The following is a 16,125-nucleotide window of genomic DNA, read 5'->3' as shown; positions in this document are numbered from 1 at the left end:
GCCCTGTCGCTCGGCGCGGCCGTGGTGGCCGGCAAGGCTCGGGCAACCTTTGCTCGCGGCCGCCGCGGGTTCGACGCAACACTGTTCGCGACAGGGCTATACATCGCAATCGTCGCTCTGGGCCAATTGCTATTGCCCCCGATCAACGAGGTCCCGGGCGATTTCCCAGCCACACTGCTATGGAACTTCCGTATCGCTTCTATCGCCACACAGCTTCTGATGTGGGCCACGATCGGTATCGCCTTCGGAGCTTGGGCGGAGCGCGTGCTGAGGCGTGAACGAGCAGCATAGTTGAACGGCGGCTTTTAGGACATTCCTCGAAGTGGCCGAGCGGCAGAAATGGGCGCGTGGCCGAAGGGCTGGTGCCATCCTCGCCCGGCGACCTTTGGCAAAAATTGTCCCTTGGCGGCTTAGCACTTCGCTGGCGGACAACCGTCTCGACCGGAGGAGCCCTCTCGCCTCCAAGACTTAGCCTTCTCGAGCTATATTCGCGCGTCGAGACACATTGACGGCCCTTTCATTCAGGTACCCTTCCTTTGAATACGACAACTCCGGTCGACGACGAGGCCGCCCTGCTCCAGCTCTCGCACGACTCTCAAGACCTTGTGCAGCATCTGACCACGCATCGTCAGTTCGTAGGCCCGCACCTCCAAACGAGAATGCACCACCATTTCGATGAGCGCGAGCGCGTGCATCTCGGTCAAGCGCAGCGTCAGCATTTTCGCGCTGATGCGCGGCAGCCGTCGCCGGATGTCGCTGAAACGAAGAGGCCCATTCGAAAGCGCATCGACAATGCGGAGCAGCCATCGCTTCTCGACGAGAGACAGGACATCCGCGGGATGTTCCCGGTGTTCGAGAGCCCCCTCAGGGCTCATGCCCTGACCGCTTCGCCATCTGCGCCGGTGCCTTCCTCCCCTGCCCAGGGACGCAGTCCCACGGGGATGAGAACCAGGAGACCGTATGCCGCCAGCGCCACGCTCATGCACACGAACAGGGCCGTGAGCGATCCGGTGTAACGCAGGACGAGGAACCCTCCCCCCACCGCCACGATGAGCCGGGCGGTGGCGCCCGCAATCGGCCAGCGCAATCGCCCGGCAGCCTGCGACGCGAAATAGAGGGCAAGGCCGACGCCGAAGAAGCCGTAGAACGGCCCGACCAGGCGCAGGTAGGAACTGCCGAGGCGCACGATCTGCGGGTCATGCGTGAACAGGCCCATCCACGCCGCCGGAAAAGCTGCCGCGACGAGACCGACCGTCTCCGACGCCATGAATGCCAAGGCCGCCCCCGTCAGCGCGATACGCCGTGCGCGGGCGACCTGTCCCGCTCCCAGATTGGTGGCGACGAGCGCAATCAGCGGCGCGCCGATCCCGAACACGAGCGGGATCAGCAGGTACTCCAGGCGCACCCCGGTCCCGTACCCGGCCACGGCGGCGAGCCCCGCGCCCGAGGCGACGAGCGCCGTGGTCCCGGCGATGACGAGGTTCGTCTGCACCGAATTGAGCGCCGAAAGACCGCCCACGCGCAGTAGTCCGACGATCAGGTCGCGGCGCAGCGGCGCCCTCACGAAGCGGACGGGGTTGCGACCGCTCAGGATATGCCAGGCCATCGCCAGCGTGCCAGCGGCGTAATAGACGAGTAGCGCGGCGCCGCCCCCGGCGATGCCGAGCGCAGGGACCGGGCCGAAGCCAAAGATCAGCAGCGGCGAGACGGGAATCAGGAACAGCGCGCCGATGCACGTGACGAGCGCCGGAAAGCGCATGTTTCCCGTCCCCCGGATCACGCTGGAAAGGCCGCTCATCAGCCACAGGAACACATTGCCCGCGAAGACGACGTCCGAGTAGACGAGCGCGGCATGCAGGCTGGCGCCTTCCCCGCCCATCAGGCGGTAGATGCGCTCCCCGCCCACGAGGAAGAGCGCCGAAAACGTAAGGCCAAGCACGACGTTGACCACCACTGCATGGAGGACAAGCGCGTCCGCCTCCACCTGCCGCCGACCGCCAAGCGCGCGCGCCACGGCCGAAGATATGCTGCCGCCAAGGGCTCCGGCCGAGAAGGTCGTCATCAGCATCAGCGCGGGGAATACAAGCGCCATGCCCGCCAGCGCGTCGGAACCCAACTTCGCCACCCACCATGTCTCGATCAGGCCGGTCGACGCCTGCGTCAGCATGATGAGGACGTTGGGCAGGGCGAGGCGAAGGATCATCGGCACGACGGGGCCTTCGATCATCGCGCGGGTCCGCTCGTCCATTTGCCGAACGGGCGACGGAATAGCGGCTTTCGGCAGGGCTGCCTGCACTGTCATAGCGCTTCCAATGCGAGGGCGATGCCCTGCCCGCCGCCGATGCACAGCGTCACCACGCCGCGGCGCAAGCCGTCGCGCCGCATGGAATGCAGCAGCCGCGTCGTCAGCACCGCGCCGGTCGCGCCGATCGGATGACCGTGAGCGATGGCACCGCCCTCGACGTTGACGATGTCCTCGGGAATGCCTAGTTCCTTGATGACCGCCAGCGGCACCACCGCGAAAGCCTCGTTGATCTCGATCCGCTCGACGTCGCCGAGGGCCCAGCCTGCGCGGTCCAGCGCCTGCCGCACGGCGGGGACAGGCCCCAGCCCGAACAGACCCGGCTCGACCGCTGCAACGCCGTAACCCGCCAGCCGTGCGTAAGGCTCGATTCCCGCAGCTTCGGCAAAGGTGCGCTGCGCGACGACGACGGCGGCGGCCCCGCTGTTGAGGCCCGGCGCATTGCCCGCCGTGATCGTGCCGCCTGCCCGGAACGCGGGCTTCAGACGGGCGAGCTTTTCCGCCGTCGTGTCTGGCCGGGGTGCTTCGTCGGTGCCGAATGCGATCTTGCCCGCCCTGCCGCCCGCGACTTCGAGCGCAAGAATCTCCGCATCGAACAGTCCGGCATCGCGCGCGGCGGCGAAGCGCTGCTGTGAACGCAGCGCGAAGCGGTCCTGCTCCTCGCGCCCGAGCCCGGTGATGTCGACCAGCGTTTCGGTGTGCCAGCCCGAATGTTCGCCCGAGAAGGCATCATGAAGCCCGTCAGTCAGCATGCTGTCGAGCACCGCGCCGGGCCCCATGCGCAGCCCCCAGCGACCGCCTTCGAGCAGGTAGGGCGCACGGTCCATGTTCTCCATGCCGCCCGCAACCGCCGCCTCGATGCCGCCCATTGCGATTTCCTGCGCGGCGGACAGGATCGCCTGCGCGCCCGATCCGCACACGCGGTTGACGGTCAGCGCCGGAACCGAGACGGGCAGCCCTCCGCCGATCGCAGCCTGCCGCGCCGGGTTCATGCGGTTGCCCGCCTGGATGACGTTCCCCATGACGACCGAGCCCACGTGGTCGGGCGCGAGGCCCGACCGCCGCACGGCCTCGGCGATGACGGCCGCGCCAAGCACGGTGGCGGGGGTGTCCTTCAGCGTTCCGTTGAAGGCGCCGATAGCGGTGCGCACCGGCTGTGCGAGCACGATTTCGGTACGGGACATGATATTCACTCCGTTTGCTTGCAGTCAGGCGACGGCAGCTTCGCTGCGCCGGGGCGATGCGGGATCAAGCGCGCTGACCGCATCAAGGCGCGCGATCTGTTCAGGCGAAAGGACAAGGTCGGCCGCGGCAAGATTGCTGCGCAGCTGCTCCAGTGTGCGCGGGCCGATCAGCGGCACCGCGCCATGCGTTCCTGCCCACGCGATGGCGACGCGGTCTGCGGTGATTCCCGCCTCCTCGGCCACTGCCAGCACGGCATCGAGCACGGCAGAGCGCTTGGCGCTGTTTTCCGGCTGGAACACCCGGCCGCCAAGCCCTTCGGCCCGGCCTGCCTCGCCCTTGCGGTACTTGCCGGTCAGCATCCCTCCGCCAAGCGGCGACCATGTGACCGCGCCCAGCCCGAGCGCCTCGACGGCGGGGAACAGGTCCGCCTCCGGCGCGCGATGGACGAGGCTGTGCTCGAACTGCACGGCCGCCAGCGGCAGGCTGCGCGCGGCCTCCGCCAGCGTCACCGCCCGCGCAACGCGCCAGGCGGGGAAGTTGGAGAGCCCGGCGTAGAGGATCTTGCCTGCCCGCGCGAGGTCGTCGAGCCCGTGCAGGATCTCCTCCATCGGCGTTATCCCGTCGGGCTGGTGGACCCAGTAGAGATCGATGCGGTCGGTGCCGAGGCGCTGCAAGCTGGCTTCCACCGACGCAGCCATCGCCTTGCGGCTGTTGCCAAGGACGAGACGACCCGCGTCGGGCGCCGCGCCCATCGTGAACTTGGAGGCTAGCAGGAAATCCTCGCGCCTCCCCTTGAGCATACCGCCGAGAAGCTCCTCCGCCTCACCGAACTGGTAGACGTCGGCGGTGTCGATGAAGTTGCCGCCCGCATCGGCATAGGCGTTGAGGATCGCCTCGCTTTCACGCGGCTCGGCGCCGTGCCCCCAGCGGGTGCCGAAATTGCCGGTGCCAAGCGCGATCTGCGCCACCTGCACGCCGGTGCGTCCGAATGTCCTGTACTGCATGGGAGTCTCCTGAAAATCGGAACTGGGGAAGGGATATGTGTAATTGCACATTTCAACACGCGGCTTCGCTGGCGGGCCGCATCGTCAGTCCTCGAAAGCGTGTCGTTGCAGATTGTCGCGGAGGTAGGCGGCTTCCTGCGCGCCGACCTGCGTTTCGTAAGCCTCCTGCGCCGCCCGCCACAACGGCGCCGCTACGGTCAGCCTGTCACGCCCGGCTGCCGTCAGCGTCAGTACGATGCTGCGCGTACCTTCGAGCTGACGCCGGTCGATCAGCCCCTCCGCCTCCAACCGCGAGACGGCGCGCATCAAGGTCGTGCGCTCCATCACCATCGCGTGTGCCAGTTCGGCGATCGTCATCGCCTCCCCCCGCGCGGTCACGGCGAGGATCGAGAACTGTGAACTCGACAGACCCGCCGGCGCAAGGTGCCGGTCGTACAACCGCGTGAGCGCACGCGCGTGGCGACGCGCGGCAAGATTGTAGCAAGCGGAAGGTCTATCGGGCATGAGCGTGATGTAATGTGCAATTGCACATACGCAAGGTGTCACGGGTGGAAACTTGTTTTTCGACATGGTCGCTCGAATGGACCGGCCCGGCCGCGTCTCGATGAGCGGCCGGGTCCTTTCTCATACCGGCAGGTGTACCTTCGTGCCCTCTCGGTGCCGCTCAGTACCGCTCTTCGGCGCGTCAGTCCGGATGCGGAACCAGATAGCGTAGAGGGCCGGCAGGAAGATCAGCGTAAGCACGGTTCCGCCCAGAGTTCCGCCAATCAGCGTATAGGCAAGCGAGCCCCAGAACACCGAAGTCGTCAACGGAATGAACGCAAGGATCGCTGCGAGCGCGGTCAGGATCACCGGCCGCGCGCGTTGCACGGTCGCCTCCACCACGGCATGGTAGGGATCGAGTCCGTCAGCCTCGTTGCTGTGGATTTGTCCGATCAAAATCAACGTGTTGCGCATCAGGATACCGGCCAGACCGATCAGCCCGAGGATGGCATTGAAGCCGAACGGCTGCCCGAACAGCAGCAGCGTCGGCACCACGCCCACCAGTCCCAGCGGCGCGGTCGCCACCACCATCGCCATCGCCGAGAAACTGCGGACCTGAAAGATGATGACGGTCAGCATCAACGCGATCATGATCGGAAACACCGCCGCCAGCGCCGCATTCGCCTTGCCCGCTTCCTCGATCGCGCCCGCCGTGTCGATGCGATAGCCGGACGGGAGCTTTGCCTTCACCGGCGCCAGCGCCTTCTCCATCGCCATCGACACTTCCGGCGGCTGCAGCCCCTCCGCGATGTCGCCGCGCACGGTGATCGTCGGCACCCGGTCCCGGCGCCGCAGGATGGGGTCTTCCATGCGGACTTCCAGACGGCCGATCTGCGACACGGGCACATGCTGTCCCTCCGCGCCGACGAGCGTAAACCCGCCGATTCGTGCGGGATCGAGCCGCTCCGCACCGTTGCTGCGCGCCACGACATCGACAGTGCGAATATCCTCGCGCACCTGACTGACGGTGGTGCCGGTCAGGAAGAATTGCAGTTGCTCTGCAGCCTCCTGCGACGTCAACCCCATTGCCCGCAGGCGATCCTGATCGAGCACGAAGTGCACCGTCGGCACCCGCTCGCCCCAGTCGGTATTGACCTGCCGCATGTCGCCGCTCGCCTGCATCACCTGCTCGACTTCGGCGGCAATCTCCCGCACTTTGCCGAGTTCCGGCCCGTTCACGCGGAATGCGACCGGGAACGGAGAGTACGGCCCGAACACCAGCTGCGTCGCACGAATCCGCGCTTCCGGGGCCAGCCCGTCCGCCGCTGCGCGCCGGATGCGGAGCTTCAATGCCTCGCGCGAGGCTTCATCCGGCGTACGGATCACGATCTTGGCGAACGAGGGATCCGGCAGTTCTGGGGCCATAGCCAGGAAGAAGCGCGGAGCGCCCTGCCCCACGTAAGCCGTGACGATCTGCGCCTCGGGCTGCTTGCGCAGCCATGCCTCGACCTTGGCGCTGGCGGCGCTGGTACGCTCGATGCTGGTGCCCTCGGGCATCTGCACCTCGACCAGCACCTCGGGCCGATCCGAGGTCGGGAAGAACTGCTGCTTCACCGCGCCCATCCCGAACACGGCGATCACGAAGGCGCCGACGACGGCGCCCGCAACCGTCCACTTGCGCCGGATTACACCCGACAGGATGCGGCGCAGGCGATTGTAGCGCGGGGTATCGTAGATCGCGTCGTGACCGCCCTTTACCTGCCCGATCTCGGGGAGCAGCTTGACGCCGAGATAGGGCGTGAAGGCGACCGCGACGATCCACGAGGTGATCAGCGCGAAGCCGACGATCCAGAAGATGTTGCCCGCATACTCGCCTGCGCTGGACTTGGCGAAGCCGACCGGCATCAGGCCGATCACGGTCACCAGCGTACCGCTCAGCATCGGCGCCGCGGTATGGCTCCAGGCATAGGTCGCGGCCTTTATGCGATCGAAGCCTTCCTCTATCTTCACCACCATCATCTCGATGGCGATGATCGCATCGTCGACGAGCAGGCCGAGCGCGAGGATCAGTGCCCCCAGCGTGATCCGGTCGAACTCGCGCCCGGTCGCCATCATGATGACGAACACCGTCGCCAGCGTCAGAGGCACGGCCGCGGCCACGACGATGCCTACACGCCAACCCATGGAGATCAGGCACACCGCCATGACCACGGCGAGCGCGACGAAGAACTTGAGCATGAACTCGCCGACTGCCTCCTGAATATTGACAGCCTGGTCGGTGACTTTGGTCAGCGAAAGGCCCAGCGGCAGTTCGGCGCCGATCTTGGAGACTTCCGCATCGAGCGCCTTCCCGAGATCCAGTCCGTTCCAGCGATCGCGCTTGACGATACCGAGCAGCAGTGTCGGCTCGCCCTCGTGACGGACGATGAAGCTGGCAGGATCTTCGTAACCGCGCTTCACTTCGGCGATATCGGATAGGCGCAGCGTCCGGCCCTGCGCGACGATGGGGATAGCCCGGATCGCGTCGAGCCCGTCGAACGCACCGTCGAGCCGCACCACGACCTGCGGCCCCTTCGCCTCGATCGAACCCGCGGGTGTCACCAGATTCTGCGCGGCGAGGGCCGAGAGTATGTCGCGCGGATTGACGCCCAATGTCGCCAGACGTGCTTGCGAGAACTCGACAAAGATGCGTTCGGGGCGCTCGCCGACGATATTGACCTTTCGCACGCCGGGGACATGAAGCAGGCGCTGGCGCAGGGCCTCGGCCTCTCGGGCCAGAACGTGCAAGGGCTCCCCCCTGGCCTTGAGGGCATAGAGCGCGAAAGTGACGTCGGAATATTCGTCGTTGACCATAGGCCCGACGACGCCGCGCGGCAGCTTCGATGCCTCATCGGCCAGCTTTTTGCGCGCCTGATAGAATTCTTCGGGGACATCGGCCGGTGGCGTCATGTCCTTGAGTGTCAGGGTGGTGAAGGCAAGGCCGGGCCGCGTGAAGGTCTCGGAACGGTCGTACCATGAGAGTTCCTGCAGGCGCTTTTCCAGAGGCTCGGCGACCTGATCCTGCATCTCCTGCGCAGTGGCGCCCGGCCATGCGGTGACGACGGTCATGACCTTGACCGTGAAGGCGGGATCCTCCGCGCGGCCCAGGCTGAGGAAGGCTACCAAGCCGGCAATCGACAGCGCGATGATGAGGAACAGCGTGATCGCCCGCTCACGGACGGCAAGAGCGGAAAGGTTGAAGCCGCTCATCGCGCTGCCATCCCGCCCATGACGCGGACCTGCTCGCCATCGTGAAGCAGGTGCGCGCCCAGCGAGACGAAGCGCTCGCCCGGCCGGACGCCTCGGCTCACGCGCACCGTCTCGCCACCGATCGCGGCGACCTGCACGGCCCGCCAGCGGACCCGGCTCGACTTATCGATTGTCCATATGCCCGGTCCCCGCCCCCGATCGTAGAGGGCGCCGATCGGCACCTCGACGCCGGACGATGTCCGGCCATGCCCAAGATTTACCGTGATCGTAGAGCCGAGCGGGGCGCGAGCCGCAGCGCCATCGAGCACGAAACGCGCTTCGTATGTCCGGGTGCGCGGATCGGCGGCGTCGGATAACTGCCGCAACCGTGCGGTCGCCGTCGCGCCGCCGAACAGGCTGGCATGCGCGGTGGAGCCGATGGACGGGCGCTGCGTCTCCGGCAAGGCGACCACGGCCTCGCGCGCACCGGCATGGGCAAGGCGAACCACGGGCTGCCCGGCACTGACGACCTGACCCGGCTCTGCGAGCGTCTCGACCACCGTACCATCGGCATCCGCGACGAGGATGGCATAACCGGCCTCGTTTCGTGACACCGAAGCCTGCGCTTCTATCGCGGCAAGCTGCGCCCTGGCTGCATCGGCGTCGGCCTTGACCTTGTCGTAGGCCGATGCCGAAACCGCGCCTGCGCCGACGAGATCACGATAGCGCCGCTCATCGGCGGCCGTCTGCAACGCAGCGGCGCGCGCAGCGGTCACGGATCCCTGAGACTGGCGCGCGGCCAGTAAGTAGTCCGTGGCATCAATCCGCATCAACGGCTGACCACGACGCACTACCTGCCCGGTATCGACCAGGCGCGCCACGACCTTTCCGGCAATGCGGAAGCCAAGATCGCTCTGAACACGCGAGGAGACCACTCCTGTGAAACTCTCCCCGTTGCCGTGGGCAATACTTGCAAGAGCTGTGCGTACGAGTGGCGGCTCAGTCCGGGGATCAGCTTCGGCATGACCGCACGCGGAGAGCATCAGAGGAAGAACAAGCGCCGCAACACGGGTGGCCGGATGACGAAGGGAGATTGCGATAGCGGTCGACATGGCGAGTCCTGCCTGAGGAAGTCAGGTCCGCAATTCTCATTCAAGTGACCATATTGTCAACTAGTCACAACACATACGCCGCATTTTATGGTGCGAGACTGCGCAGGATCAGGTTTACCACTTCGGTGGGGCCATCGGGCAGGCTGTCCAGCTTGTACTGAAGCATGACGGGATTATGGAACGATTCCATCGCTTTCATGATGGCACGCGCGGTTTCGTCCAGCGGCGTCTTGCGCTCGAACTCACCGGCGGTTCGGCCTTCAGCCACGATGTCGCGGACCATCTGCTCCAGCGCGGCGCAATAAGCTTGGCACGAAGGCCACTGCTCGACCACGGAGTGAGTCGCAATCTCGTAGAGCTTCTGGTCGTCGAAGAACAACTCCGCGCTCGCGGTCGCGATTGCCTTGAAGAATCGCCGCATTTTCTCGGTCGCAGGGCCGGCATCCGCGACCGCTGCCTGGGCCTGAGCCAGAAGGCGCTCCAGCGTCTTGGCGCAGATCGCCTGCCCGATCGCCTGCTTCGAATCGAAGAACTTGTAGACGTAGGCCTTTGAGAAACCGATCGCCTTGGCGAGGTCGGAAACTGTCGTCTTGTTGTAGCCGTACCGGGAAAAGTGCGCTTCCGCGGCCTCCACTATTTGCTCGCGAATGGCGTGATCCCCGGGCCCGCGATGCCCGACGGCGAGCGTATCGAATGTCTCTTCAGTCATGACCGTGAAGATAGCGAATTGGTCCCCGATTGACAACGAGTGACCATTATAGAATATGAGTCACAACACTCATCCAGCCTGGATACCGCCCATGTTCTTGCGCGTTTGCGTCACCTTCTGCGCGCCGCTGGCGCTTGCCGGCTGCGCTGTCGGCCCCGATTATCATCGTCCGCAGGTCGCCCTGCCGGGCAAGTTCATCGGCTCGCCCGTCGCAAAGCAGCCCATTGGAACGGATGTGGGAATTGCCGATCTCACCCGCTGGTGGGACGGGTTCGACGATCCGCTTCTCAGCACCTTCGTGTCTCGCGCGCTCACGCAAAACCTCGACCTTGCGCAGGCCGTCGCGCGGGCCGGCCAGGCGCGCGCGCAATTGGGAAGCGCGAACGCGGCGCTGCTGCCATCAGGCACCGCGACGGCACAGGCGGCCGCGGCACGCCAATCCAATGAAACCCCGGTCGGCCGCATCGCCAGCACGCAGCCCGGATACGACCGCGACGGCGAGCAGTACGAGGCAAATCTCGGCGCCAGCTGGGAGGTCGACCTGTTCGGGGGCCTGCGCCGCCGACGGGAGGCCGCACTGGCTGATTATCAGGCCGCCCTCGCCGGAACGTACGCAGCGCGCCTTATCGTCGAAACGCAGACGGCGGACACTTACGTCACCATTCGTGGTCTGCAGGCCCGGCTCGCGGTCGCACGCGATCAGGTCGAGACGCAGAGCCGCTTGCTGGATACCGTGCGCCTGCAATACACAAAGGGCGTCGCGGCGGAACTACAGGTGCGGCAAGCCGAAGGGGCGCTCGCGCAGGTGGAAGCCACCCTGCCCGACCTTCAGGCTAATCTCGAACAGGCGATGAATGCGCTGGACGTGCTGCTGGGCGATGTGCCCGGCACGAACCGCCCGCTGCTGGAGGCGGTACGGCCCGTCCCGCTGGCTCCTATGCTGGGCGATGCCGTGACACCGGCCGAACTGCTGCGTCGCCGTCCCGACGTGATCGTGGCCGAGCGCCGGCTGGCGGCCAGCAACGCACGGATCGGCGCCGCTCTTGCCGAGTATTATCCGAGGCTCACTCTGTCCGGACTGCTGGGGACGGCCACGATGGGCACGTCCGGCCTGTTCACGGGCAATGCTCTCCAGGCCCAGGGTGCTGCCGGTCTGCGCTGGAGACTGTTTGACTTCGGCAGGATCGACGCTGAAGTCGCGCAAGCTCGCGGAGCCAACGCAGAGCAGCTGGCCGCCTATCGCCTCGCCGTCCTGCGCGCCGCGCAGGACGTGGAAGACGCCCTGTCCGCGCTGGCAGCGCGGCAGCGGCAACAGACCGTGCTGTCACGAGGCGAAGACTCGCTGGTGCGGGCTCGCACGGCATCGACCGCGGCCTACAAGGGCGGCGTGGTCAGCCTCATCGAAGTGCTGGATGCCGATGCGCGGCTGCTTGCAACGCGCGATGCTCTTGTGCGCGCGCAAGTCGGTGCAACGCAATCCGCGATCACGTCATTCCGGGCGCTGGGCGGTGGCTGGGACCCCGCAGTCAGCCCTTTTGCGCCAGGTAACGGCACGGTTCCCTCCATGCGCGACCACTTCCGAGGCCTACCATAGACGCTACTCGCCACCCTTGATCAACACGAGTGCTGCTCGAGTGCCGGAACTCGGCCGCTGTTCGGCGACGATGGGACGTGTCAGGTCAGGCCGCATTTCTTCGAGAGCGACGGGCATTGGACGGGCGGCCATAGAGCGCAGCGCTCGCCGCCCGGAATGGCGAAACGGGTGGGAAATGGACGTTGTCCCACCCACCCCGCTCATGCTGAGCTTGTCGAAGCATGGCAAACCTCGCGCCCCGCCTCCGGGCCTTCGACATGCTCAGGCTGAGCGGGGTGGGGAGGTCTGATTGGGGTGGAAAGCCGTCATTCGCCATTGGAAAATCGGATCGTGCGAAACACGCGCAGAACCACCCAGACACAGCCCGCAATTGTCGCCGAGAAAACTAGCCAGTATGCCGCCGCAAGAGCCGCATAGAAGTGCCAGTAGCGGCGAGTTTCGGCCGCCCCTGCCATATACTCCCGCGAGCCGGGATCGGGACCATGCCCATCACTGTATAGCGGGATAATCTCAAACCATATGTTGAGCGATGCCCAAACGAATACGCACGCGGCAATGCAGAGCGCTGTGATCCAATATGTCTTCCAGACCCTGTTCATTCCCTTACTTTAGTTGGCGGCTGCAATGACAACAATGGGGCGGTGACCGACCGGCAGCTTTTCCCTATCAGACGGCTCGGTCTAACTTGAACGAATGACCGCTTCAGAGCAACGGAACGAGGTCGCTTACCGACGGCGATGGGCGCAGAGCCTGCAATCGTCGCCCTTGACGCGAAATGTTAGCGAGCCGAGCGAGATATGCCTCGCTGCCCGGCCTACGATGAAGCTGCCTCAACAACAGTCTGAGAATTACACTGAACAATTATGGACATTATCGGATGTTTATCGTAGATTTATTTCAGTTTCTTCGCGAAAATGCGTGACGCTTATGATAAAAGACGTGCTGTAAATATCCTATAGATTTATTTTCTTTTTATTTAACAAGATTTTAGATCGAAAGGTTTTAAGGCCAGCGTCTCCGCCATTGCGCTGTTCCGGACCAGTCCGGAACAGCATGGGGCCTCTTTAAAGACCGCCGTTTCCAGGCACCTGCTGACCGACCATCTATACAGGCCAGCGACGGCGATCGGCGGACTGCTCGCCAAGCCAGCGGACTCACACCGACCGCATCTTCATATCCTTCGCCCGGCTGCAAGAGCAGGTGGCTGACGATCGGCGCTCGACCGGGCTTGGTTCCAAACCTGAAATTCGGCAACTCCACGCAGATTCCGTAAAATGGGGCAGATTGCCATGTCCGCCCCATAATCCTACGCTTTCCTTTGATGCTTTCGCTTCGTTGGCGAAGTGCAATGCAGCAATGGCGGCGCCAAAAAGAGCGATACGAAGATATTCGTATTTAAATATTTGTGCAGATCGACTTCCAATCTTACTTCTTTTGAAGCAAACACCGAGCGCATAGAGCAGGTAGCACAAAAAGCGTCAAAAGCGTTGCTGACATGAGGCCACCGATAACCACGGTAGCCAGAGGTTTCTGCACTTCCGCCCCCGAACCTGTCGCCACCGCCATCGGGACAAACCCCAGCGATGCCACCAGCGCCGTCATAACCACCGGACGCAGGCGGCTCATCGCCCCCTCTCGGGCTGCTTGGGCAGGGGCAATCCCCTGGTCCACCAGCGCCCGGATCGACGTCAACATGACCAGACCGTTGAGCACCGCAATCCCCGACAGCGCGATGAAGCCTACCGCTGCGGACACCGAGAACGGCATACCGCGCACGAACAACGCGAACACGCCGCCGACCAGCGCAAGCGGTATTCCGGTAAACACGATCGCTGCATCCCGCCCGCGTCCCAGTGCCCCGTAAAGCAGCAAAAGGATCAACGCGAAGCAGGCCGGTAGAACCAGCATCAGCCGCTCGCGGGCGGACGCGAGGTTCTCGAACTGACCGCCCCATTCCAGATGAGATCCGGCGGGCAAACGCACATTGCGCGCGATGGCGGCTTGAGCATCGGAAACGACACTGGCGATATCGCGCCCCCGCACATTGGCCTGCACGACGATACGCCGCTTTCCGTTCTCGCGGCTGATCTGGTTGAGACCGCTGACAATGGCGATATCGGCTACGCTGGAAAGCGGCACATAGGCGCCGCCGGGTGTCGGCACCGGAATCTGCGCCAGCCGGACCGGGTCCGATCTTTCGGCGTCGTCGATCCGGATTGTCACCGCGAACCGGCGATCGCCTTCGAAGATCATCCCGGCATCGCGCCCGCCGACCGCGGCCGCGACCACGTCCAGTACCGCCTTCGCTGAAACTCCAAGTTGCGCCAGCGCCGCGCGGCGAGGCCGGATGTCCAGCATCGGCAGGCCTTCGGTCTGCTCCACTCGCACGTCGGTAGCGCCTTCGGTACGGCGCAGGACCGCCGCGATGCTATCGGCAGTACGCCCCATGGTGCCGGGATCGTCCCCAAAGACCTTGATGGAAACGTCGCCGCGCACGCCGGCGATCAGTTCGTTGAAGCGCATCTGGATGGGCTGGCTGATCTCGAAGCTCTGCCCTGGCAGCGCCTCCAGCCTTTTCTCGACCAGGGCAATTAGATCGGCCTTCGGCAGCGACGGATCGGGCCAGGCCTTGCGCGGTTTCATGACGATGAAGGTGTCGGAGATGTTGGGCGGCATCGGGTCGGACGCAAGTTCCGCCGTCCCCGTCTTCGAAAAGACAAAGCGCACCTGCGGCAGCGCAGCGATGGCCTTTTCCACCTGGAACTGCATCGCCTGACTCTGATCGACCGACGTTCCCGGCACGCGCAGCACCTGCACGGTGGCGTCGCCTTCGTCGAGTTGCGGCAGGAATTCCTGACCCAGCAGCGCGAACATGCCCAGCGCCGCCGCAAAGGCCGCCAAGGCCACACCGAAGGTCCGGCGCGGACGGCGCATTGCCCCTTCGAGGCCCGGTTCGTAGCGGTGCTTGAGCCAGCGCATGATACGCCCCTCCTTCTCAGCGACGGGCCGCGAGAGCAGGATCGCCAACATCGCCGGAACAAAGGTCAGCGACAGCACGAACGCAAAGAGGAGCGCCAGGATCACCGTCAACGCCATCGGCGCGAACGTCTTGCCCTCGATCCCGGTGAGCGTCAGCAGCGGGACATAGACGAGAATGATGATCGCCTGCCCGTAGACCGAAGGGCGGATCATTTCACGTGCTGCCCCTGCGATGGTATCGAGGCGCTCGGCCAGCGTCATTACGCGGCCTTCGCGATGCTGTCCTTCGGCCATGCGCCGCAAGGCATTTTCGACGATGATAACCGCGCCATCGACGATCAGGCCAAAGTCCAGCGCGCCCAAGCTCATGAGATTGGCAGAGACGCCGCCCCGCAACATGCCGAATCCGGTCAGGAGCATCGTCACCGGAATGACCAGCGCCGCGATCAGCGCCGCACGAAAGTTGCCGAGCAGCGCGAAGAGTACCACGATCACCAGCAGCGCGCCTTCGCCTAGGTTCTTCGCCACTGTGCCGATCGTCGAGTTTACCAGTGCGGTACGATCCAGCACCGGCTGGACGATCACATCGGTCGGAAGCGAGGCGTTGATCTCGTCAAGCCGCCTTGCCACCGCTGATGCGACAGCGCGGCTGTTCTCCGCCACCCGCATGACGGCAGTACCAACCACGACCTCGCGCCCGTTCTCGGATGCGGAACCCATCCGCAGCGCCTGTCCGGTCTTCACCGTGGCGACTTGGCGCAGCAGGATTGGCACGCCCTCGCGCGTGGCGATCACCGTATCGGCCAGATCGGCCACGCCGCGCAGGCGCGCATCCGATCGGACCGCCAACCCTTCGCCGTTGCGATCGACGACACCGGCGCCCACTGCGCTGTTGTTCTCCTCCAGAGCGCGCGCAAGCTCGTCAATGCCGATCCTCAGCGCGGCAAGGCGCTGGAGGTCGGGAACGACCTGGAACTGCTTCACATAGCCGCCGATCGCATCGACGCCTGCCAGCCCCGGCGTGTTCTTGAGCAGCGGTGTCACGATCCAATCCTGCGCGGTGCGCAGGTACGTCGCCTGATCCGCCTGCGTGACGAGTCGCTCGCCCTGCGGCGTGATGTAGCTGCCATCTGGCTGAATGCCGGGTTCCCCCGGCTCGTGGCGGTCGTCCTCGCGGTGATCGAGGCGCACCGTCCACATGTACACCTCGCCCAGGCCCGTGGCGATCGGCCCCATTTCGGGTGTGACGCCGTCCGGAAGGTTGCCGTCAACCGTCGCCAGCCGTTCGCTCACCTGCTGGCGCGCGAAGTAGATGTCGGTGGCATCGGTGAAGACGGCGGTGACCTGCGCAAAGCCGTTGCGGCTGAGCGAACGGGTATATTCAAGCCCCTGGATGCCCGAAAGCGCCGTCTCGATGGGAAATGCCACTTGGCTTTCGACCAGTTCGGGCGAGAGTGCGGGCGCGCGCACGTTGATCTGGACCTGGTTGTTGGTGATGTCGGGAACCGCATCGATCGGCAGGGGGGGGG

At 65.0% G+C, this 16,125-nt stretch carries 11 protein-coding genes; 2 read left to right on the top strand and 9 right to left on the bottom strand.

Going from position 1 to position 16,125, the window contains the following annotated elements:
- Positions 1-291, top strand: a 291-nt coding sequence (locus LH128_RS26030; protein ID WP_008832680.1) for a CbtA family protein, incomplete at its 5' end; no start/stop codon positions are given.
- Between the two features lie 230 nt (positions 292-521).
- Here LH128_RS26030 and LH128_RS26025 read toward each other — a convergent pair.
- From LH128_RS26025 to LH128_RS25990, 8 genes are all read right to left on the bottom strand, one after another.
- Complete coding sequence (locus LH128_RS26025; protein WP_008832679.1) at positions 522-875, bottom strand: winged helix-turn-helix transcriptional regulator; 354 nt, start codon at positions 873-875, stop codon at positions 522-524.
- Entirely contained in the window at positions 872-2,248 is a 1,377-nt protein-coding gene (locus LH128_RS26020) for an MATE family efflux transporter (protein WP_327195269.1), read from the bottom strand. The genes LH128_RS26025 and LH128_RS26020 overlap by 4 nt, the downstream gene beginning before the upstream one ends.
- A gap of 50 nt (positions 2,249-2,298) precedes the next feature.
- Positions 2,299-3,486 carry a thiolase family protein gene (locus LH128_RS26015; RefSeq protein ID WP_008832677.1) on the bottom strand — a complete coding sequence of 396 codons (1,188 nt, stop codon included), beginning with the start codon at positions 3,484-3,486 and terminating at the stop codon, positions 2,299-2,301.
- A gap of 24 nt (positions 3,487-3,510) precedes the next feature.
- On the bottom strand, positions 3,511-4,491 hold the full coding sequence (locus tag LH128_RS26010) for an aldo/keto reductase (protein WP_008832676.1): 981 nt from the start codon (positions 4,489-4,491) through the stop codon (positions 3,511-3,513).
- Between the two features lie 84 nt (positions 4,492-4,575).
- Positions 4,576-4,995, bottom strand: a complete 420-nt coding sequence (locus LH128_RS26005) for a MarR family winged helix-turn-helix transcriptional regulator (RefSeq protein ID WP_037521443.1) — start codon at positions 4,993-4,995, stop codon at positions 4,576-4,578.
- A 120-nt stretch (positions 4,996-5,115) separates the two neighbouring features.
- Positions 5,116-8,223, bottom strand: coding sequence for an efflux RND transporter permease subunit (locus LH128_RS26000; RefSeq protein ID WP_008832674.1), 3,108 nt, complete (start codon positions 8,221-8,223; stop codon positions 5,116-5,118).
- Positions 8,220-9,245 carry an efflux RND transporter periplasmic adaptor subunit gene (locus tag LH128_RS25995; RefSeq protein WP_051211587.1) on the bottom strand — a complete coding sequence of 342 codons (1,026 nt, stop codon included), beginning with the start codon at positions 9,243-9,245 and terminating at the stop codon, positions 8,220-8,222. Before LH128_RS25995 ends, LH128_RS26000 begins: the two co-directional genes overlap by 4 nt.
- 154 nt (positions 9,246-9,399) lie before the next feature.
- On the bottom strand, positions 9,400-10,023 hold the full coding sequence (locus tag LH128_RS25990) for a TetR/AcrR family transcriptional regulator (RefSeq protein ID WP_008832672.1): 624 nt from the start codon (positions 10,021-10,023) through the stop codon (positions 9,400-9,402).
- Between the two features lie 91 nt (positions 10,024-10,114).
- Here LH128_RS25990 and LH128_RS25985 point away from each other — a divergent pair, with 91 nt between their 5' ends.
- Positions 10,115-11,617: an efflux transporter outer membrane subunit gene (locus LH128_RS25985; RefSeq protein ID WP_008832671.1), complete on the top strand. Its 1,503-nt coding sequence runs from the start codon at positions 10,115-10,117 to the stop codon at positions 11,615-11,617.
- A gap of 1,425 nt (positions 11,618-13,042) precedes the next feature.
- On the opposite strand, the gene LH128_RS25975 is transcribed toward LH128_RS25985, so the two are convergent.
- Positions 13,043-16,125, bottom strand: a 3,083-nt coding sequence (locus LH128_RS25975) for an efflux RND transporter permease subunit (protein ID WP_008832670.1), incomplete at its 5' end; no start/stop codon positions are given.

The sequence above is a fragment of the Sphingomonas sp. LH128 genome, assembly GCF_000293195.2.
In the GTDB taxonomy this organism is placed as follows: domain Bacteria; phylum Pseudomonadota; class Alphaproteobacteria; order Sphingomonadales; family Sphingomonadaceae; genus Novosphingobium; species Novosphingobium resinovorum_A.
This window is presented reverse-complemented; position numbering and strand designations above follow the sequence as displayed.